Consider the following 20,500-nt stretch of genomic DNA (forward strand, 5'->3'; position numbering starts at 1 on the left):
AAGATAGAGAAAATGTGTATAAAGAGGGGTTGAGCAAGTGGACACTATGCGGGAAATAGTGGATAACCTAGTGGATAACGATAGAATCTATGAACAAGCTGTGGATATCCTGAATTCCGGGGGGATTGTTGCCTTTCCGACTGAAACAGTTTACGGTTTGGGAGCCATTGCGACTGATGAGCAAGCAGTACAGCGGATCTTCGAAGCGAAAGGAAGACCTTCAGATAATCCGCTGATCGTACATATTGGGAACCAGTCAGACATTGAAAAATACGCAACCGATATCCCAGAAATTGCAAACATATTAATGAAAGCATTTTGGCCAGGTCCATTGACGTTAATTATGAAGAAAAAGCCTGGGGTCATTGCAGATGTCGTCACGGCTGGACTTAGTACAGTAGCCATCCGCATGCCTGACCACCCGATAGCTTTGGCCTTACTGCGCAAATTAGACCAGCCGTTAGCAGCACCGAGTGCAAATCGTAGCGGCAAGCCAAGCCCGACGGAAGCGGATCATGTCTTTCATGATTTAATTGGTAGAGTTCCGTTGATTTTGGATGGTGGTGAGACAGGGGTAGGCCTTGAATCCACCATTTTGGATATCACGGTTACACCGCCTGTCATTTTGCGGCCGGGCGGTATTACGAAGGAGCAATTGGAGGATTTGATTGGCACAGTCCATATGTCCACGTTACCTGCAGATCAAACGTCAACACCACGTGCGCCGGGGATGAAATATATCCATTACGCACCTGAAGCACCGCTGTTGATCATCGAGCCGAATGCGAATTCTATTGCCCATGCGCTAAAGACCATTCATCAACAAAATAAACGTGTCGCAATCATCGGACCTGATGAGTTATACACAGAACAAGCGGATTGGTACTTTTCCACAGGCTCTATCCATAGTCGTGAAGCGATGGCATCAAGTCTTTATAAAGCAATTCGTCAATGCGACAATACAGAGGCAGATATGATTCTCGCCGTTGAGACTGATCATTCGGGTATCGGTGCAGCGGTTATGAATCGTCTCGATAAAGCTTCAGACGGCAAGCGTTTCACTGAATAACATTTCGCTAATGATGAATAGCCTCCTTCAGCAACCGCATAGGATGAGTAGATGCGAGACTTGCGAGGGGGCTTATTTTTTGATAGAAATCATAGCGGCTATCGTTACAACGATCGATATCCTAATCGTCTATACATTTCTCCAACTGCGGCGGGGTCGATTGATGATCTTGCTGTGGACTACTATACTGAACATGTTGCTGCCACTTATCGGTTTCTACGCAGGGGAATGGGCGATGATCTATTTCGCGGGATGGGGCCATGCGCTCTCGAGTGTACTGCTTTCACTCATCGGACTTCACATTCTTCTCTCGGACAGCGATGAACCGTCAGTGGTCAATAAAATCTCCCCGTTTTTCTTAGCGCTGATCGTCAGTGTGGATGCATTCGGGGTGAGTGTGACATTCGGTATGATGCAACTGAATAAATGGCTGTTTATTTTCGTATCGGGCTTCTTTTCTTTTACGTTTTCGGCTATTGCTTTCTTGTCCGCAGGCCGTCTGCGTGTAATTAATGGTACATTTATTCGAAGGTTAGCAGGTATCGTATTCATATGTATGGGTGTATTGTCCTTTATTTATTAAAAATAGTGTATCTTTTCTCTCATAAATCCGTTATTCTGTAAAGTAGGTGAAGAAAATGAATATTTATTTTATTTGTACAGGCAACACATGTAGAAGTCCTTTGGCAGAAGCGTTAGTCAATCATGCCAATGTGCCAGGTATTACTGCGAAATCAGCAGGTATTCATGCGATAGATGGCTTGCCGATTTCCGCAAACTCCGCACAGTTGCTGACGGAAGAAAAAATCTCTTTTACTCCATATTCTAATGAAGTCAAGTCTGCTGATATGGAGTGGGCGGATATTGTTTTAACGATGACAGCGAATCATCGAGATTTCCTGCACAGTCGTTTTCCTGCAATGAAAGAAAAAGTGTTTACGTTAAAAGAATACGCGGGTACAATGACAGGTCTTGATGTGCATGATCCATATGGTGGTGATTTGGAAACCTACCGCACCACATTTCATGAGCTGACTCAACTCATTAACTCCGTCATCCGACAACAAGCGGAGGGGAACTTATGAACGAACCGAAAAAAGTAGGACTACGGGCGAAACTCGTCTTATTTATTGTGATTCTAGCAATCATTACGTATACGACAAGTGCTGTATTCATTAACTGGGTACAGCCAACTTTCTTTCCAAATGTACGGCCATTCGTTTTTCAACTGCTTACATATGCGATGGGCATTATGTGGTCGGGTATTTTAGCGGCCATGTTCAGTACCATTTTGACCAAGCCGTTGCAACGTTTGGAAACTGCCGCTATGAAGGTGGCGGATGGGAAAATCGGTGCGGACATTCAGTTGCCGAACTCATCGGATGAAATTCATTCCGTTTCCAAAGCATTCCAACAAGTGGTCGTCAATTTACGCAGCATTATTGAACAAATTGAATCCAACTTTCAAGCTACTGCCCAATCTGTCGATGAATTGACGAATGAGACAAGCGCTGCGTCCGGCCAATCCGATGCCATTGCGCGCACTATTGGTGAAATTTCCAATGGTGCAGAAAACACATCGGAGTCGATTCGGGAAACAGTCAATGCGATTGAAGATATTCGTCAACTGGCTGTGGAAGTCAATCATCGAGCGGGACAATCATCCGAGCAATCTAAAGTGATGTTAAAAGAATTACACGCGACAACGGAAATTTTCCAATCGGTATTAGCGGGGATTCATCAAATGAGCAATCAAAGCGAGCATTCATTGGAAACGATACAAGTACTAGATGAAAATGCGCATAAGATCAGCGAAATCGTGGAACTTGTCGGCAACATCGCGGGGCAGACAAACTTACTGGCGTTAAATGCTTCTATAGAAGCGGCGCGGGCAGGAGAGCATGGTAAAGGCTTCGCTGTCGTGGCAGAAGAAGTTCGTAACTTAGCGGATGAAAGTGCAAATGCCGTCCAGATGATTTCCGGACTTGTTCAAACGATCCAATCTGACGTCAAACAAGTCGTAGCGGAAATGAAGCAACAAGTAGAAACGGCATCCACTGAGGCTACACGTGCGACGAAAACAAATGAAAACGTTGAAACGATGACCGCCACCATTCAAACGATGGCGCATTATGTAGAAGAAATTGGCCAAATCGTCAGCAACCAAATGCAGACGATCGAGCTTACGGCCAAGCAGTCGCTAGAAGTAGCGATGATTGCAGAGCATACTTCAGCGGGAGCAGAAGAAGTTCGCGCGGCCACGGAAGAGCAGGTAGCGTCTATAGATCAAACGAAAAATAAGGCGTTGGAGCTGAAGGAGCAATCGGAAGAGTTGCACAAAGTGATCCGGAAGTTCGACCGAACGCCCGTGTAATAAATCATGACGATGCTGAGGAGTTTTACGCTCTGGATCGTTTTTTTTTATTTGTGAAGCAGGGGTCAAGGTACTCGCGCAGATCCGGTGGGTGGAAAATTCCGAATTAAGTGCCTGATCTTCTTCTTGCAACGAGGTGAATACGACTTTGTAGTTCCAAAACACGTACGATGATTTAGTTTTATTCATATAACATTCGTCTTTATGACAAAACTTCAACGTTTCAAAATGAAAATTTCAAAAAGAGTACAGTAAAACCGATGATTTTTTTATTGAACAATGATAGAATAAGCGATAAGTAAAAATAGAAATGAGGGTGCGCAGTGAAAGTTGCAATTTCTTCAGACCACGGAGGCAACAATCTCCGAAAAGAGATCACCAATCTATTAACCGAACTCGACATAGAATATATCGACTACGGACCGGATACCGACACTTCCGTCGATTATCCAGACTATGCAATACCCGTAGCGAACGACGTCGTAGCGGGGAAAGTAGACCGCGGAATCTTGATTTGCGGCACAGGAATCGGCATGTCCATTTCCGCCAATAAAATCAAAGGGATCCGTTGCGCGCTCGTTCATGATGTATTTAGCGCTAAAGCAACACGCGAACATAATGATTCCAACATGTTAGCAATGGGGGAACGCGTTATTGGACCAGGGCTGGCACGAGAAATCGTTAGCACTTGGCTTGAAACAGAATTTGAAGGCGGCCGTCATGAGCGCCGTATAAATAAAATGATGGAACTTGAAAAGAACTAAAGAAAGCAGGTGGAACAAGTGGATGCCATTCAATTATGGAAACTGCAGCTAGAACAAGCATTGACCGAATTTGCCGAACAAGCACCACCTGCCGAAGGGACGATTTTCGTCGTCGGCTGTTCTACTTCTGAAGTGGCAGGTGCGCGCATCGGCACGAACGGCGCACTTGAAATAGGAGAGGCTTTATTCGCGCCGCTCCAAGCGTTCGCGGATAAATACCATGTACATTTAGCTTTCCAAGGCTGCGAGCATATTAACCGTGCCATCACATTGGAACGCAAGACGGCGCAGCAATTTCATTTGGAACCTGTATCCGTCGTACCCGTTTTTAAGGCGGGTGGCTCGATGTCTACCTATGCGTACAAGCAATTTAGCGATCCCGTCGTAGTGGAATCGGTGCAAGCAAATGCAGGTATCGACATCGGACAAACGTTAATTGGCATGCAAATGAAGCCGGTTGTAGTACCGATCCGCACGTCGATTAATAAAATCGGTGAAGCGGTCATCACACTTGCGACCACTCGTCCAAAATTAATTGGCGGAAGTCGTGCGAAATACGAATAAACCGTGTACAATACAAGAAAATATAAAACTATCAGAAAAAAGGGGATACTATCCAATGGACTTAAGCAATGTACAACGCAATGATGCAGCAGTTTATGAAGCAATCATGGCTGAAAAGAACCGTCAAAACTCGAACATCGAATTAATCGCATCTGAAAACTTCGTAACGGAAGCGGTAATGGAAGCACAAGGATCATACCTGACGAATAAATATGCTGAAGGATATCCAGGCAAGCGTTACTACGGCGGATGTGAGCACGTAGACGTAGTCGAAAACATCGCACGCGATCGCGTTAAAGAAATCTTCGGTGCGGCATATGCAAACGTACAGCCACACTCTGGTGCTCAAGCCAACATGGCTGTGTATTTCACAGCACTTGAGCCGGGCGATACAGTTCTTGGGATGAACCTTTCCCACGGCGGCCACTTAACACACGGTTCACCAGTTAACTTCTCTGGAAAGCTTTATAATTTCGTAGATTACGGTGTAACAAAAGAAGAAGAAGTGATCGACTATGAAGATGTTCGCCAAAAAGCGCTTGAGCACAAGCCGAAAATGATCGTTGCGGGTGCAAGTGCATACCCACGTGCAATCGACTTTGCAAAATTCCGTGAAATTGCGGATGAAGTCGGTGCATACTTGATGGTAGATATGGCACACATTGCGGGTCTAGTCGCAGTAGGTGAGCATCAAAACCCAGTTCCACATGCACACTTCGTGACATCCACAACGCATAAAACATTGCGCGGACCACGTGGCGGTATCATTCTATTGAATGAAGAAACAGCTGAAGAATTTGGCAAGAAAATTGACAAAACCGTATTCCCAGGCGTTCAGGGTGGTCCTTTAATGCACGTAATTGCTGCAAAAGCGGTAGCGTTCAAAGAAGTATTGGATCCTTCATTCAAAGAATATGCACAACAAGTGAAGAAAAACGCCGTAGCATTGGCTGAAAAACTTCAATCAGAAGGTATCGACGTTGTTTCTGGTGGCACAGACAACCACATTGTACTTGTGAAGCTAAAATCACTTGACCTAACAGGAAAAGTAGCAGAGCACGTACTAGACGAAATCGGTATTACAGTAAATAAAAACACGGTACCATTCGATACAGAAGGACCATTCATCACTTCAGGTATCCGCATCGGTACACCAGCTGTTACAACTCGTGGTTTCGTAGAAGAAGATATGGTGGAAGTGGGACGTATCATCGCAACATTATTGAAAAACCACGAAGACCCATCAGCAAAAGACGAAGCACGCAAAGCTGTTACAGCTCTAACGGATCAGCACCCTTTATATAAGTAAGAAAACTAACGCCTTGACCTTGTGTCAGGCGTTTTTTTATGTGGGGGCGGGTGTTTATGGGCGGATATTGGGGGTTATAGAGCGGTTGGACTGGTTGATAGAGCGCTCAGGTGGAAGGATAGAGCGGATTGACCAGCTCATAGAGCGCTCAAGCAGAAACATAGAGCGGTTTGACCGGCTTATAGAGCGCCCAAGTAGAAACATAGAGCGGATCGACCAGCTTATAGAGCGCTCCCCAAAGAAATATGATTCTTCACAAAACTAAATATTCTTCTCGCATTATTTTCATTACAACAAATCATACAAGTTCACTGCGCTTGACGATCGATTTCTGTTATAATGTACAAGATATTCCGAAAAGGAGCGATACCAATGGGAAAAGTACATGTATTTGATCATCCATTAATTCAGCACAAACTGACGTTTATACGAAAGGCCGATACAGGAACGAAAGAATTTCGCGAGCTTGTGAACGAATTAGCCACACTTATGGCGTTTGAAATTACACGGGATCTTCCAACGCAGGAAATTACGATTCAAACACCTGTCTGCGAAGCTAAATCTCGTATCTTGGCAGGGAAGAAATTGGGGATTGTTCCGATTTTACGTGCGGGAATTGGCATGGTAGATGGCATCATTGATTTAATTCCGGCTGCAAAAGTGGGACATGTTGGATTATTCCGCGACCCAGAAACTTTAAAGCCTGTTGAATACTTTGTAAAGTTACCTTCTGACGTGGCGGAGCGCGAATTCATCGTAGTGGATCCGATGCTTGCGACAGGGGGAACGGCGGTCGAAGCGATCAATTCGATGAAAAAGCGTGGCGCGGTGAACATTAAATTTATGTGTTTAGTCGCTGCTCCTGAAGGCGTCGAAGTGCTGACGAAAGCTCATCCGGACGTGGACGTGTATATTGCAGCACTTGACGAAAAGCTGGACGAACACGGCTATATCGTCCCTGGACTAGGTGACGCGGGTGACCGTTTGTTCGGCACGAAATAATGGAGGGATCATTCATTGACTAAGAAATGGAAAGTGATGACGATATTCGGTACGAGGCCGGAAGCTATTAAAATGGCGCCGCTTGTTCTTGAACTAGAAAAGCACCCCGATGAAATCGAATCCATCGTGACAGTCACTGCGCAGCATCGTCAAATGCTAGACCAAGTGCTGGAAACTTTTAACATCACACCAGACTATGATTTGAATATTATGAAAGACCGTCAAACACTCATCGATGTGGCAACACGCGGCCTTGAAGGTTTGGACAAAGTAATGAAGGAAGCGCAACCGGATATCGTGCTTGTCCACGGTGATACATCGACGACGTTTATCGGGAGTCTCGCTGCGTTTTATAATCAAATTTCGGTTGGTCACGTTGAAGCAGGATTACGTACGTGGAATAAGTTTTCACCGTATCCTGAAGAAATGAATCGCCAACTGACGGGCGTTATTGCGGATCTTCATTTTTCACCAACTGAGAAATCAGCGCAAAATTTACTAGATGAAGGTAAAAACAAAGAGCGCATCTATGTCACAGGCAACACGGCAATCGACGCGTTGAAAACGACGGTAGATCCTGAATACCATCATCCGATTTTCGATCAGCTTGGAGACGATCGTTTGGTGCTATTGACGGCACACCGACGTGAAAACCTCGGCGAACCTATGCGCAATATGTTCCGTGCCATCAATCGTTTGCTCGACAAACACGATGATATTCAAGTGATCTATCCGGTACACATGAATCCAGCTGTACGTGAAGTGGCGGATGAACTGCTAGGCGACAACGACCGCATTCATCTGATCGAGCCGCTTGAAGTGTTGGACTTCCATAACTTCGCAGCGCGTTCGCACATCATCCTCACAGATTCAGGCGGTATCCAAGAAGAAGCACCTTCGCTTGGAAAACCTGTCATTGTTTTGAGGGATACAACCGAGCGCCCGGAAGGTATCGATGCGGGGACGTTGCGCTTAGCGGGAACAGAAGAAGAAAACATCTTCCAACTAGCCGACGCACTGTTATCCGATGATGCGGAATATGAAAAAATGTCCAAGGCCCACAACCCATATGGCGATGGCCACGCATCAGCACGAATAGTAGAGTCCCTACTCAAGTATTTACATTCACTATAAGACTCAAAACAGCAGAGAGCTTTCATCTGCTGTTTTTTCTTTGCAAAAAAGTTGTTAAGACAAGAGAGGGGAGGGGGGCTTGTAGCTGGGATTGAAGCCCCAGCTGAGGACGCTTTCCGGACGGTGTGGCTTGCTCAGGGGGAGCTCGCGACCTGGCGCGGGCCCATGGGAAGCGTCCCTTCCGAAGCGCCAATGCCTACCCCCGACACCTCGTCAGCATTTCATAGTAATAAACCCATGTACCCCAGAACATTTCATTCTAAAAACATTAACAATATTCCACTCTAAAAAAACAATAAAGTAACCATATATAGCCAGAAAACAAATATGTCGAATGTTTGACAAAGAGAACACATTGTGAATTTATTCACCTGAATCAATTGACATAAAAAACCCTCTATTGTATGCTAACAAAGGGTAAGATTGATAAGGAACTCATACATAAATTGAGTACAGAAATCATGTTTCGTAGGTTTCAAGTCTTCACTCGGAAGCGCTACTTCCTAACACATTGTAGACGTCGCACATGGCAACGTCACCTGGTGGACGGAAAAGGCGATTCACTTACAATTTCCAGATTTCTTCACAAGGAATCTATGTCGTTGAAAAATCTCAAAACGACAAAGACTCAACGCTCGACACAAGTCGGGAATTACTGAACACTTCAGACGCTGTAATCCAAAATACGAATTGGGAGAATCGACAATGCAAAGTATGCAGGAAATTTTCAAACAGCAGAAGAAGAGTTTCTTTTTTTTGCTTGCATTGTTCGTGCTCGGTTGGTTCTTCTTGGACTACCGGACAATCTTCGCTGGGCTCATCTTAGGTTCACTTTTCGGTATGTATAACTTTTGGATTCTCGTTCGACGGATGGAACGGTTTGACCGCTCTATCGATGAAGGGAAGCGAGCGAAGTCATTAGGTATGGGCTTACGTTTTGCATCAGGTGTAGGGGCTACGGCCATTGCACTCGTTATGCCGGAGGAGTTTGATCTGATCAGCACGGTAATCGGGTTAATGATACCCTATGCATTGCTGTTTACTGGTCATCTGCTGTTCCATTGGAAGCAATGACACTTTACTAGCAAGGGGAGGTGAACAAAAACGTGAATCATGAAAATCCACAGTTTATTTTATTCGGAATCGGGTTTAACCCATCGAATATACTGATGTTATTTGTAACGTGTCTGATTGTCTTCCTGATTGCAGTTGCATCTACACGGCGGCTTCAAATGAAACCTACGGGTATGCAAAACTTCATGGAGTGGGTCATGGACTTTGTCAAAGGCATCATCAAAAATAACATGGACTGGAAAACGGGAGGCCGCTTCCACGTACTAGGCATCACTTTGATCATGTTTGTCTTCGTTGCAAATATGATTGGACTTCCATTCGCAATCGTATGGGATGACCAACTTTGGTGGAAATCACCGACAGCCGATCCAGTTATCACGTTAACCCTCGCTGCTACAGTTGTTGCGTTAACGCATTACTATGGTGTGAAACAGCTCGGAATGGGCAAGTACTTGAAATCATATTTCCAGCCAATACCATTCTTGGCACCACTAAAGATCATTGAGGAATTCGCAAACACGTTGACACTTGGTCTTCGTCTTTACGGTAACATTTTCGCAGGTGAAATCTTGATTGGTTTACTTGCAACATTGGGTGCTTCAAGCATCTTCGGTCTTGCCGGAGCTGTTATACCAGCACTTGCATGGCTCGGTTTCTCGGTATTCATCGGGGCGATCCAAGCATTTATCTTCGTTATGTTAACGATGGTCTATATGGCTCACAAAGTCAGCACAGATCACTAAACATATATTTACCCTGTTATCAGGGAACAAAACCACAAAGAATATTAGGAGGAAATACAAAATGGCAGGTATGGGTTTATTAGCAGCAGCTATTGCAGTTGGTCTAGGTGCACTTGGTGCAGGTATCGGTAACGGTTTAATCGTTTCTAAAACAGTTGAAGGGATCGCTCGTCAACCAGAAGCACGTGGCGTTCTACAAACAACAATGTTCATTGGTGTTGCATTGGTTGAGGCACTTCCAATCATCGCAACTGTTATCGCGTTTATCGTAATGAACAAATAATATTTGTGTTATATGGCGAAGCATGCAGTCTCGGTCTTCGCCATTGCTTTATGTCAACATTTAAACAACTGATAGATCTGAATAATAGAATGTTCCAATTAGAGTAAGAAACGAAAGAGTCATGAGCTCTTGAAGGGAGTGAAACAATCGTGTTGGATACCTTCGTCCTCTTATCAGCAAACGCTGACGCAGGATTTTTAGCAAGTTTAAACCAACGTCTAAATTTAGGCGACATTATCGTCACTGTAGTATTTTTCACGATTCTCATGGTACTTCTAAAGAAGTTTGCATGGGGTCCGTTAATGGGCGTGATGGATCAACGAGCGCAATTAATCGCTACGGAGATCGAACAAGCCGAAGCAAGTCGTCAAGAATCTGCAAAGCTTCTTGAAGAGCAACGTGCTCTATTAAAAGAAGCACGCGAAAGCGCACAATCTATCGTAGAGAATGCGAAGAAACAAGGTGATACTCAACGTGAAGAGCTGATTATGGCTGCACGCGCTGAAGCTAACCGTATGAAAGAATCTGCAACTCTTGAAATTGCTACTGAAAAAGAGAAAGCAGTTGCAGCAGTTCGCGAAGAATTCGTATCTCTTTCTATCTTGGCTGCGTCTAAGGTTCTTGGGAAAGAAATTTCTGAGGAAGACAACCGCGCATTGATTGAAGAAACGATTGTGAAGGCAGGCGAAGGGCGATGAGCCAATCGGTAATCGCAAAACGCTATGCCGTTGCATTATTTGAAGCAGCGCAGGAAAAGCAACAAACGCTTTCCGTGCAAGCTGATCTAAAAGAATTACAAAAAGTATTCGCTGATGAAAAACAATTTGACGAGTTATTAATTTCGCCAAAGTTTTCTCTTGAGAAGAAGAAAGAATTGATTGGGCAACTTTTCAGTGGAGCAAACCAACTTGTATTGAACACACTATATGTGTTGATCGATGCAGGCCGTATTGAAGAAATAGGCAATCTAATCGAAGACTTCCAGGAACTCGCTAACGAGGCTTCCGGAGTTGCCGAAGCGAAAGTCTACTCTACACGTTTGCTATCAGTTGAAGAAAGTACAGCTATCTCTACTGCCTTTGCGCACAAAGTAGGAAAACAATCATTGCATATCGAGAACATTATTGATCCAAGCTTGATCGGTGGCATTCGCCTTCAGATCGGCAACCAAATTTACGACAGTAGTGTCAGTGCAAAGCTGGCGCGTCTGGAACGTCAATTAATCAATTAATTTGAATTAAGAGGGGTGACATACATGGGCATCAAAGCTGAGGAAATTAGCGGTCTGATCAAACAACAGATCGAAAATTATCAGTCTGAAATGGAAGTAAGTGAAACAGGTACTGTAATCCGTGTAGGTGACGGTATCGCACTTGCTCATGGCCTCGACAATGTCATGGCGGGGGAACTTCTTGAGTTCTCTACCGGCGTAATGGGTCTGGCACAAAACTTGGAAGCGAACAACGTAGGTATCGTTATCCTTGGGCCATACACAGACATTAAAGAAGGCGATGAAGTTCGTCGTACAGGCCGTATTATGGAAGTACCAGTCGGAGAAGAATTGATCGGACGTGTAGTCAATTCACTTGGACAACCGGTTGATGGACTAGGTCCAATCAATACAACAAAAACTCGTCCTATCGAAAGCCCTGCACAAGGGGTTATGGCGCGTAAATCAGTTCACGAACCATTGCAAACAGGAATTAAAGCGATTGACGCTCTTGTTCCGATCGGTCGTGGACAACGTGAATTAATCATCGGTGACCGTCAAACAGGTAAAACGACTGTTGCAATTGACGCAATCCTAAACCAAGCGGACCAAGACATGATCTGTATCTATGTTGCAATTGGTCAAAAAGAATCTACTGTTCGTGGAGTTGTTGAAACTCTACGCAGAAACGGTGCACTCGATTACACAATCGTAGTTACTGCATCTGCATCAAGCCCGTCGCCAATGCTATTCTTGGCACCATATACAGGCATCTCGATGGCAGAAGAATTCATGTTCGAAGGCAAGCACGTGCTAATCGTTTATGATGATCTATCTAAACAAGCAGCAGCTTACCGTGAACTGTCCTTGCTACTTCGTCGTCCTCCAGGTCGTGAAGCATATCCAGGGGATGTCTTCTACCTACACAGCCGCCTACTTGAGCGTGCTGCAAAGTTGAATGACGAACTAGGAGCAGGATCTATTACAGCACTGCCGTTCGTTGAGACACAAGCCGGAGATATCTCTGCTTATATCCCAACAAACGTAATTTCTATTACAGACGGACAAATCTTCTTGCAGTCTGACCTATTCTTCTCAGGTGTACGCCCAGCGATCAACGCTGGTCTTTCCGTATCCCGTGTTGGTGGATCAGCGCAAATTAAAGCAATGAAGAAAGTTGCCGGTACACTTCGTTTGGACTTGGCAGCATTCCGTGAACTAGAAGCATTCTCACAATTCGGTTCGGATCTTGACCCTACTACAAGAGCGAAACTGGACCGCGGTCACCGCACAGTTGAAATCTTGAAGCAGGACTTGAACAAGCCGTTGAAAGTCGAATACCAAGTAATCAGTCTATATGCACTGACACGCGGTTACCTCGACGATATTCCAGTAAGAGACGTATTGCGTTTTGAAAGTGAAATCACTAGCTGGTTAGAATCCAACCATACGGAAGTGTATGATCATATCCGTACAACGAAAGATCTTCCAGCTGATGACGTAATGAGCGCAGCGTTCAACGAATTCAAGAAAAACTTTGTGACTTCTGAAGCTTAATTTTCCTTGAATGGATCTTAAAATAAAGGTGGTGAATAGCCAGTGGCGTCCTTACGCGAGATAGAAAGCCGTATTGCTTCAACAAAAAAGACGAGTCAAATCACGAGAGCGATGCAAATGGTATCTGCTTCCAAGCTGAACCGTGCTGAGGTCAATGCGAAGAAATTCGTACCTTACATGGATAAAGTAGAAGAAGTGGTGGGTGCTATTGCAGCCGTAACGAAAGATTCAGGGCATCCTTTATTAACTGCACGTCCCGTAAAGAAGTCTGCGTACATCGTAGTTACTTCTGACCGTGGACTTGTTGGTGGATATAACTCGCACATTTTCCGTGCGGTTACCCGTGCAATCGAACAACGCCATAAATCGAAAGATGAAGTGGTCATTATCGCGATCGGTCGTAAAGGCTATGAATTCTTCGGCCGTCTGGGCTTCCAGATTGAAGAAAGCCTGATCGGACTTTCGGATCACCCTCGTTTTGAAGAAGTAAAAGATATCGCGAATCGGGCTGTTGGCATGTTCACAGAAGGCGTTTACGATGAAGTGTTCTTGTATTACAACCACTTCATCTCCGCCATCTCCAACGAAGCAACTGAACGTAAATTGCTTCCACTCACAGATATTTCATCTGTATCAGCTTCATCATCTTATGAGTTCGAGCCTTCAGCAGAAGCGATTCTCGAAACACTTCTCCCACAATACACGGAGAGCCTCATTTATGGAGCGGTACTCGATGGAAAAGCGAGCGAACATGCTTCCAGTATGACAGCGATGAAGACGGCGACAGACAATGCGTCTGACCTAATCGATTCGTTAACATTACAATTTAACCGCGCTCGTCAAGCAGCGATCACTCAGGAAATCACTGAAATCGTAGCCGGCGTAGCAGCACTCGAATAATAGATTTGAAACAGTAAGACAGGAGGGAAAAGCATGAGTAATGGACATATTCTTCAAGTTATGGGTCCAGTTGTTGACGTAAAGTTTGAAAACGGACAACTTCCAGAGATCTATAACGCATTGAAGGTTAATATCGATCGTTCCAACGGAGTGGTTGAAGTATTGACTTTAGAAGTAGCACTTCACCTTGGTGATGATGCAGTTCGTACGATTGCGATGTCCTCGACAGATGGTCTGAAACGCGGTACGTCAGTTATTAATACAGGCGCACCAATTTCTGTTCCAGTCGGCGACGTTACACTCGGACGTGTATTTAACGTACTAGGTGAGGAAATTGACCTGCGTGAGCCAGTTCCTGCCGATTCACAACGTGACCCAATTCACCGTTCTGCACCAACATTCGAATTCCTTTCTACAGAGGTAGAAATTCTTGAAACGGGAATTAAAGTAGTTGACTTGCTAGCACCATACATCAAGGGTGGTAAAATCGGACTCTTCGGTGGTGCTGGAGTTGGTAAAACAGTTCTAATTCAGGAATTAATCAACAACATCGCACAAGAACACGGTGGTATTTCCGTATTCGCTGGTGTTGGAGAGCGTACTCGTGAAGGAAATGACTTGTACTTTGAAATGACAGATTCAGGCGTTATCAAGAAAACGGCAATGGTATTCGGTCAAATGAACGAGCCACCAGGCGCACGTATGCGTGTAGCACTTTCTGGCTTGACTATGGCTGAATATTTCCGTGATGAGCAAGGACAAGACGTTCTATTGTTCATCGATAACATCTTCCGCTTTACACAAGCAGGTTCTGAAGTTTCTGCACTACTTGGACGTATGCCTTCTGCGGTTGGTTACCAGCCGACATTGGCAACTGAAATGGGTCAGTTACAAGAGCGAATCACTTCTACAAATAAAGGATCGGTTACATCGATCCAAGCAATCTACGTACCAGCGGATGACTATACGGATCCAGCTCCGGCAACAACTTTCGCTCACTTAGATGCAACAACGAACTTGGAGCGTAAACTTTCAGAGATGGGTATCTACCCAGCTGTTGATCCACTAGCTTCTTCTTCACGTGCATTGAGTGCAGAAATCGTTGGACCGGAACACTACCGTGTAGCACGTGAAGTACAAACAACTCTTCAACGATACCGTGAATTGCAAGATATTATCGCAATCTTAGGTATGGACGAGTTAGATGAAGATGACAAGCAGGTCGTTGATCGCGCGCGTCGTATTCAGTTCTTCTTGTCACAAAACTTCCACGTTGCTGAGCAGTTTACAGGACAAAAAGGTTCGTACGTTCCAGTTCCTGAAACAATCAAAGGCTTTGCTGAAATTCTAGAAGGTAAGTATGATCACTTACCGGAAGATGCTTTCCGTTTAGTTGGACGTATCGAAGAAGTTATCGAAAAAGCAAAAGCAATGGGTGTAGAAGTCTAAGAAAAGGGACCAGGAGGGAAAAAAATGAGTAAAATCAAAGTGAATATCGTCACTCCCGACGGCCCTGTTGTTGAAATGGATGCGAACATGGTGATTGCAGTTACCGAAGCTGGTGAGATCGGGGTTCTACCCGGTCACATCGCGATGGTCGCGCCGCTTCAAATTGGTGCACTTCGCCTAAAAACAGATGGCAAAACAGAAACAGTCGCAGTCCACGGAGGCTTCATCGAGGTCCGTCCTGAAGTTGTCACTGTATTGGCACAGAGTGCGGAACTGGCTGAGTCCATTGATATTGCACGTGCAAAGAAAGCTGCTGAAAAAGCTGAACAAGATCTTCAGAACAAAACTGACGCCCTTAGTCAAAAATTAGCAGAGCTTGATTTAAAACGTGCTATCAACCGCATGCAAGTGTATGAGCAACGTATTTAATCTATAAATGAAATGGGCGGACAGACAATCTCTGTCTGCCCTTTTTCTCTATATCCTAGAAAAGAGGAGTGGAAACAATGGACAGCATGCTAGGGAGCAATCCATTACTCGCGATCGTATCGCATATATTCTTCATCGGCATAAGTTTCGTCGCTCTACAAGCAATCTTGCCAGAAAACATCATACGGAAAAACCGCGTGTTCCAAACACAACTTTTGTTTATTTTGTTAAGTATTGCTATCGGCTCCACCGTATCAAAATTCTTTTTAGACATATCCTACTGGTCAGGAAGATGGGCAACTTGGTTTTGATTTCCTCCAGCTGAAGCTCTATCGGTATGACCGACGGAATACAGAACTCTAGCTGAAGGAAATTAAAACAGAAGTTCAAGATATGGTGTGGTTTTTTTACATGAATAAGTAAAGACTAAATAATTCACTGCTTGTCAACAACGGAGACGTAAATCTCAAAACGCTCTCTATTTTGCTTAAACTGTAATATACATGTAATAAAAATATCACCCATTGCGTGTAAAATGTAGAATTAGCGGGTAATAACAGTAATGTTGCTATAAATGAATGATCAAATGCAATCACTTTGTGTCAGATCCCCACATATACTACATCACGCAAGAAATAACACAAAACTGCGCCGGAAGTTACTTGTTTAGTAAGGTTTTCCAAGGTACAATAGTATATGTTTTATATGTGGAATTTGAATTTAACAAATGAACTGCAACACCAATGAAAATGTTTATAGACGATTACTGATAATAGGCTGTGGGTGAAGGATAAATTGGACTCGGAGGGGCTACTGGTGGAAAAAATTATTATTAACGGCGGACGGACTTTACAAGGGAACGTACGTGTAGAAGGTGCGAAGAACGCGGTATTACCGATCTTGGCTGCTGCTTTATTAGCATCTGAAGGAGTGAATGTCATTCGTGACGTTCCAAATCTATCAGATGTACGGACGATTAATGAAGTGCTTAAAAGTTTGAACGCAAAAATCACGCATGATCCGGAAAAAGGGGAAGTCATCGTAGATTCACGTGGAAGACTAGCAGACGAAGCACAATTTGAATTTGTACGTAAAATGCGCGCATCCATTTTAGTAATGGGACCGTTACTAGCGCGTAACGGATTCGCGCGTGTCGCATTGCCAGGAGGCTGTGCAATTGGTTCAAGACCTATTGACCAACATTTGAAAGGCTTCGAAGCGATGGGAGCAGAAATTACATTTGGACATGGTCATGTGGAAGCGAAAGTAAACGGCCGATTAAAAGGCGCGAAAATCTACTTGGATTTCCCAAGTGTAGGCGCAACAGAAAATATTATGACGGCTGCTGCTCTTGCTGAAGGTACAACCATCATTGAAAACGCTGCTAAAGAACCTGAAATCGTCGACTTGGCGAATTTCATCAATGAAATGGGCGGTAAAGTAGTAGGTGCGGGTACGGATAATATTCGTATCGAAGGTGTAACGACAATGTATGCATCGACTCACCATATTATTCCGGATCGTATCGAAGCTGGGACATTCATGGTAGCTGCAGCCATTACGGGTGGAGACGTGACAATCGACAACGCAGTACCAGAACACTCTACAGCATTAATTTCCAAATTGACGGAAATGGGCGTAGAAATTACTCAGTTGGATGAAGGAATTCGTGTGAGAGCGAATCATCCACTTAAGGCAGTCGATTTGAAGACTATGCCGCATCCAGGTTTCCCAACTGATATGCAATCACAAATGATGGCATTGATGTTAACAGCTACCGGTATCGGTGTGTTAACGGAAACTGTATTTGAAAATCGTTTTATGCACGTTGAAGAATTCCGCCGTATGAACGCGGATGTAAAAATCGAAGGACGTTCTGTTATTGTTTCAGGCCCTTCAAAAATCCAAGGTGCGGAAGTCGCAGCCACAGACTTGCGTGCCGCTGCATCACTCATCCTAGCTGGACTCGTAGCAGAAGGCGTGACACGTGTGACTGAATTAATTCACTTGGATCGCGGTTATGTAGACTTCGATAAGAAGCTCAAAGCACTAGGTGCAGACATAACACGTGTCTCAACTGAACAAGAAGTTACGGAATCTCAATTAGTATAAAGATCGAAGCCATGAACAGTTTGCTGTTCATGGTTTTTTCATTCTTCACGATGAATACACAATCTCCTCACAACATATAGTCCAGTATGTACAAAAAACTATTGCTTTTATTCATCATTCTCACATTATTTTTTATTCCGGTTCTAGTAAGACAAGCGCCAGAATTCAAACTGGTAGACCAACGAGAGGAGAAGTACTGCGATGTGCTGATCACGGTCATAGGTGTGGACGAGCCGATTCCGCTTGAAGAGTATGTGGTCGGAGTGGTAGCAGGTGAGATGCCTGCCGATTTTCATCCAGAAGCACTGAAAGCGCAAGTCATTGCAGCCCGCACATATGCCGCCAGAAACACCGATAAAGGAATCAAGCCGATTGCTAAAGATGTCTCCGCGCAAGTTTACCGTACGGAAGCTGAACGTAAAGAGCGCTGGGGCAAGTCGTTCAAGGACAATGAAAAGAAAGTTCGCCAGGCTGCGAAAGAGACGCAAGGCCAAATTATTGTGTACGGGGAAGAAATTATATCGGCCATGTTCTTCTCTACATCTAATGGCAAAACGGAAGCCGCGCAAAACTTCAGCGGCAATCCGGTCGAATATTTGCAGAGCGTTGAAAGTCCCGGTGAAGAAGAGGTAGCACCTACCGTGGAGCGCAAGCAAGAACTAACATTGACCGAATGGAATCGAAAACTAGGTTTCAACTGGGGCGCCAATCAATTTCGAGAGCTGAAGCTTGTCCGCAATCAAACCGGACGTGTCCAGAAAATCATAGCGGGACAATATGAAGCGAGCGGACGGCAAATTCGAGAAAAACTTCATTTGGCTTCAACTGATTTCAATATTGCGTATGACATTAACAACCAAATCGTCCATATTACGACCGTTGGCTATGGCCATGGCGTCGGGATGAGTCAATACGGTGCAGAAGCCTTCGCACAAAAAGGATGGACCGCAGATCAAATCGTGTCACACTATTATACAGGCACAAAAATCCAAAAAATAAATTTACCTGAAGATCGATGTTTAAAATCCCCGTAACTTGCAAAGAATGCAAGTGAGGTGATGAATATGCGAGAAGAAAAACCAAAGGCCCCTTCTCAGGAGAACAAGAAAACGAAGAACGGCTGGTTCTGGCCTGCCATTTATACGAGCGTAGCGCTTTTATTCATCGGCATGGTATGGGGATACACCGCATTGACGACGGAAGATTCTGTCCCGTCTGAAGTGGCAAAAGTAGATCAGCCAAAAGAAAGCGGTACGGTAGAAACAAACGCAACAAAAGAAACACTGAAGTATCCATTCGATGAAAGTAAAGTAGAGCAAGTCGCCATCTTACAAGAATTTTATGATGCAGAAGCAGACGAAGCAGTGCGTGAGAAAGCACTACTCGTATTCAACCAGACGTACGTCACCAGCAAAGGACTTTCTCTATCGATGGATGGTGAACCATTCGAAGCCGTAGCGGCAATGAGTGGAACAGTTGAAGAAGTCATCGTGGATTCATTCAAAGGAACAGAAGTTAGATTGAAACACGCGGATGGTAAGACGACGATTTATGGCTCATTAACAGGCGTACTCGTTAAAGAAGGCGACGTCGTCCAACAAGGACAAGTGCTTGCCACGACCACTCAGAATGAATGGAACCCTGAAGCAGGCGTCCACTTGCAATTTGAAATCCAGCAAGATGGCGTATCTGTAAACCCACACGATTTCCTAGCATTTTAATACGTAGCACTCAAGCCATTCCAGCCCCCGGAATGGCTTTTTTCATATGTTGATACATGTTCGCATAGACTACATTAGTCAAAGGAGTGAATAGAGAAAGGAAGAGGGCGTGCACGAGCAAATTAGAAAACGCTGCGTACGACTGGGCAAGCTACTGATCGAGACCAACTTGACAGTGCGCGCGCTAGCCACTGCGACCGGCTACTCCAAAAGCACGGTCCACAAAGACTTGACCGAACGATTGCCAAATGTAGATCCATGCTTGTCACGGAAAGTCGCGGAAATTCTGGCCTACCACAAATCCATCCGCCACTTGCGCGGAGGAGAAGCCACGCGTCAAAAATGGAAAAATGAAACTGAAGCACAAAAAGCAGATGCCTAGTCACACTGAAAATGAAGCCGTAATATACTGCACCTATACAACCAGCCTAAAATTATGAAAAGCTATCCAGAGGAATGTATCTGGATAGCTTTTGTTTGATGGATTGTGTTCTAGCGTGGGAGGGGGTCGCTCAATCGTGCTCGCTATCTGCTCTATGTGGGTCCGCGTGCGCTCAATGGGTTTCCTCGCCCGCTCAATCGTGCTCGCTATCTGCTCTATGTGGGTCCGCGAGCGCTCAATGTGTTTCCTCACCCGCTCAATCGTGCGCGCTATCCGCTCTATGTGGGTCCGCGAGCGCTCAATGTGTTTCCTCACTCGCTCAATCGTGCGCGCTATCCGCTCTATGTGGGTCCGCGGACGCTCAAAGTTTTTCCTCACCCGCTCAATCGCGCGCGCTATCCGCTCTATGTGGGTCCGCGAGCGC

At 44.8% G+C, this 20,500-nt stretch carries 23 protein-coding genes; all 23 read left to right on the forward strand.

Annotation, left to right across the window (positions count from 1 at the left end; translation table 11 throughout):
* Window positions 1-37 precede the first annotated feature (37 nt).
* The 23 genes from CSV67_RS08890 to CSV67_RS09000 all read left to right on the forward strand — a co-directional run bounded on the left by CSV67_RS08890 (window position 38) and on the right by CSV67_RS09000 (window position 20,076).
* Window positions 38-1,069 carry an L-threonylcarbamoyladenylate synthase gene (locus tag CSV67_RS08890; RefSeq protein WP_199173161.1) on the forward strand — a complete coding sequence of 344 codons (1,032 nt, stop codon included), beginning with the start codon at window positions 38-40 and terminating at the stop codon, window positions 1,067-1,069.
* Window positions 1,070-1,148: 79 nt separating this feature from the next.
* Window positions 1,149-1,652: a manganese efflux pump MntP gene (locus tag CSV67_RS08895; RefSeq protein ID WP_158232907.1), complete on the forward strand. Its 504-nt coding sequence runs from the start codon at window positions 1,149-1,151 to the stop codon at window positions 1,650-1,652.
* A 55-nt stretch (window positions 1,653-1,707) separates the two neighbouring features.
* Complete coding sequence (locus tag CSV67_RS08900; protein ID WP_099631249.1) at window positions 1,708-2,154, forward strand: low molecular weight protein arginine phosphatase; 447 nt, start codon at window positions 1,708-1,710, stop codon at window positions 2,152-2,154.
* On the forward strand, window positions 2,151-3,443 hold the full coding sequence (locus CSV67_RS08905; protein WP_099631250.1) for a methyl-accepting chemotaxis protein: 1,293 nt from the start codon (window positions 2,151-2,153) through the stop codon (window positions 3,441-3,443). The genes CSV67_RS08900 and CSV67_RS08905 overlap by 4 nt, the downstream gene beginning before the upstream one ends.
* Before the next feature lie 323 nt (window positions 3,444-3,766).
* Complete coding sequence (rpiB, locus tag CSV67_RS08910) at window positions 3,767-4,207, forward strand: ribose 5-phosphate isomerase B (protein ID WP_099631251.1); 441 nt, start codon at window positions 3,767-3,769, stop codon at window positions 4,205-4,207.
* An 18-nt stretch (window positions 4,208-4,225) separates the two neighbouring features.
* On the forward strand, window positions 4,226-4,771 hold the full coding sequence (locus tag CSV67_RS08915) for a TIGR01440 family protein (RefSeq protein WP_199173163.1): 546 nt from the start codon (window positions 4,226-4,228) through the stop codon (window positions 4,769-4,771).
* A gap of 55 nt (window positions 4,772-4,826) precedes the next feature.
* Window positions 4,827-6,080, forward strand: a complete 1,254-nt coding sequence (gene glyA, locus CSV67_RS08920) for a serine hydroxymethyltransferase (protein WP_099631253.1) — start codon at window positions 4,827-4,829, stop codon at window positions 6,078-6,080.
* A 372-nt stretch (window positions 6,081-6,452) separates the two neighbouring features.
* Entirely contained in the window at window positions 6,453-7,082 is a 630-nt protein-coding gene (gene upp, locus CSV67_RS08925) for a uracil phosphoribosyltransferase (protein WP_085132710.1), read from the forward strand.
* Window positions 7,083-7,097: 15 nt separating this feature from the next.
* Entirely contained in the window at window positions 7,098-8,216 is a 1,119-nt protein-coding gene (gene wecB / locus CSV67_RS08930; protein ID WP_099631254.1) for a non-hydrolyzing UDP-N-acetylglucosamine 2-epimerase, read from the forward strand.
* A 705-nt stretch (window positions 8,217-8,921) separates the two neighbouring features.
* Window positions 8,922-9,290 (forward strand): ATP synthase subunit I, encoded by a 369-nt coding sequence (locus CSV67_RS08935; protein ID WP_099631255.1) that lies wholly within the window; start codon window positions 8,922-8,924, stop codon window positions 9,288-9,290.
* Between the two features lie 32 nt (window positions 9,291-9,322).
* Entirely contained in the window at window positions 9,323-10,033 is a 711-nt protein-coding gene (gene atpB, locus CSV67_RS08940) for a F0F1 ATP synthase subunit A (protein ID WP_099631256.1), read from the forward strand.
* A gap of 70 nt (window positions 10,034-10,103) precedes the next feature.
* Window positions 10,104-10,316 carry a F0F1 ATP synthase subunit C gene (atpE, locus tag CSV67_RS08945; RefSeq protein WP_029053447.1) on the forward strand — a complete coding sequence of 71 codons (213 nt, stop codon included), beginning with the start codon at window positions 10,104-10,106 and terminating at the stop codon, window positions 10,314-10,316.
* 146 nt (window positions 10,317-10,462) lie between these two features.
* Window positions 10,463-11,014: a F0F1 ATP synthase subunit B gene (atpF, locus tag CSV67_RS08950; RefSeq protein ID WP_369802736.1), complete on the forward strand. Its 552-nt coding sequence runs from the start codon at window positions 10,463-10,465 to the stop codon at window positions 11,012-11,014.
* On the forward strand, window positions 11,011-11,547 hold the full coding sequence (locus CSV67_RS08955) for a F0F1 ATP synthase subunit delta (RefSeq protein ID WP_099631257.1): 537 nt from the start codon (window positions 11,011-11,013) through the stop codon (window positions 11,545-11,547). Before atpF ends, CSV67_RS08955 begins: the two co-directional genes overlap by 4 nt.
* 24 nt (window positions 11,548-11,571) lie before the next feature.
* Window positions 11,572-13,083 carry a F0F1 ATP synthase subunit alpha gene (gene atpA / locus CSV67_RS08960; protein WP_099631258.1) on the forward strand — a complete coding sequence of 504 codons (1,512 nt, stop codon included), beginning with the start codon at window positions 11,572-11,574 and terminating at the stop codon, window positions 13,081-13,083.
* 42 nt (window positions 13,084-13,125) lie between these two features.
* A complete protein-coding gene (atpG, locus tag CSV67_RS08965) occupies window positions 13,126-13,983 on the forward strand; it encodes an ATP synthase F1 subunit gamma (protein WP_099631259.1) in 858 nt (285 codons plus the stop codon).
* Window positions 13,984-14,016: 33 nt separating this feature from the next.
* Window positions 14,017-15,432: a F0F1 ATP synthase subunit beta gene (gene atpD, locus CSV67_RS08970; protein ID WP_099631260.1), complete on the forward strand. Its 1,416-nt coding sequence runs from the start codon at window positions 14,017-14,019 to the stop codon at window positions 15,430-15,432.
* A gap of 24 nt (window positions 15,433-15,456) precedes the next feature.
* The gene (locus CSV67_RS08975) at window positions 15,457-15,861 is read left to right on the forward strand and encodes a F0F1 ATP synthase subunit epsilon (protein ID WP_099631261.1); all 405 of its coding nucleotides are present in this window, start codon (window positions 15,457-15,459) and stop codon (window positions 15,859-15,861) included.
* 77 nt (window positions 15,862-15,938) lie between these two features.
* Entirely contained in the window at window positions 15,939-16,172 is a 234-nt protein-coding gene (locus CSV67_RS08980) for a DUF1146 family protein (protein ID WP_198166009.1), read from the forward strand.
* A 505-nt stretch (window positions 16,173-16,677) separates the two neighbouring features.
* Window positions 16,678-17,973, forward strand: a complete 1,296-nt coding sequence (gene murA, locus CSV67_RS08985) for a UDP-N-acetylglucosamine 1-carboxyvinyltransferase (RefSeq protein WP_099631262.1) — start codon at window positions 16,678-16,680, stop codon at window positions 17,971-17,973.
* Between the two features lie 86 nt (window positions 17,974-18,059).
* Entirely contained in the window at window positions 18,060-19,007 is a 948-nt protein-coding gene (gene spoIID / locus CSV67_RS08990; protein WP_099631263.1) for a stage II sporulation protein D, read from the forward strand.
* 30 nt (window positions 19,008-19,037) lie between these two features.
* Complete coding sequence (locus CSV67_RS08995) at window positions 19,038-19,694, forward strand: M23 family metallopeptidase (protein WP_199171340.1); 657 nt, start codon at window positions 19,038-19,040, stop codon at window positions 19,692-19,694.
* Between the two features lie 109 nt (window positions 19,695-19,803).
* Window positions 19,804-20,076: a sporulation transcriptional regulator SpoIIID gene (locus tag CSV67_RS09000; RefSeq protein ID WP_029053436.1), complete on the forward strand. Its 273-nt coding sequence runs from the start codon at window positions 19,804-19,806 to the stop codon at window positions 20,074-20,076.
* Window positions 20,077-20,500: the final 424 nt, after the last annotated feature.

It is taken from the genome of Sporosarcina sp. P2 (assembly GCF_002743255.1).
Taxonomy (GTDB): domain Bacteria; phylum Bacillota; class Bacilli; order Bacillales_A; family Planococcaceae; genus Sporosarcina.

Coding starts and splice junctions, on each gene's coding strand:
- atpE (WP_029053447.1), top strand. CDS start 10,104: ATGGGTTTATTAGCAGCAGCTATTGCAGTTGGTCTAGGTGCACTTGGT.
- atpA (WP_099631258.1), top strand. CDS start 11,572: ATGGGCATCAAAGCTGAGGAAATTAGCGGTCTGATCAAACAACAGATC.
- CSV67_RS08975 (WP_099631261.1), top strand. CDS start 15,457: ATGAGTAAAATCAAAGTGAATATCGTCACTCCCGACGGCCCTGTTGTT.
- CSV67_RS08935 (WP_099631255.1), top strand. CDS start 8,922: ATGCAAAGTATGCAGGAAATTTTCAAACAGCAGAAGAAGAGTTTCTTT.
- atpD (WP_099631260.1), top strand. CDS start 14,017: ATGAGTAATGGACATATTCTTCAAGTTATGGGTCCAGTTGTTGACGTA.
- CSV67_RS08905 (WP_099631250.1), top strand. CDS start 2,151: ATGAACGAACCGAAAAAAGTAGGACTACGGGCGAAACTCGTCTTATTT.
- upp (WP_085132710.1), top strand. CDS start 6,453: ATGGGAAAAGTACATGTATTTGATCATCCATTAATTCAGCACAAACTG.
- CSV67_RS08900 (WP_099631249.1), top strand. CDS start 1,708: ATGAATATTTATTTTATTTGTACAGGCAACACATGTAGAAGTCCTTTG.
- glyA (WP_099631253.1), top strand. CDS start 4,827: ATGGACTTAAGCAATGTACAACGCAATGATGCAGCAGTTTATGAAGCA.
- CSV67_RS08955 (WP_099631257.1), top strand. CDS start 11,011: ATGAGCCAATCGGTAATCGCAAAACGCTATGCCGTTGCATTATTTGAA.
- CSV67_RS08995 (WP_199171340.1), top strand. CDS start 19,038: ATGCGAGAAGAAAAACCAAAGGCCCCTTCTCAGGAGAACAAGAAAACG.
- CSV67_RS08980 (WP_198166009.1), top strand. CDS start 15,939: ATGGACAGCATGCTAGGGAGCAATCCATTACTCGCGATCGTATCGCAT.
- spoIID (WP_099631263.1), top strand. CDS start 18,060: ATGTACAAAAAACTATTGCTTTTATTCATCATTCTCACATTATTTTTT.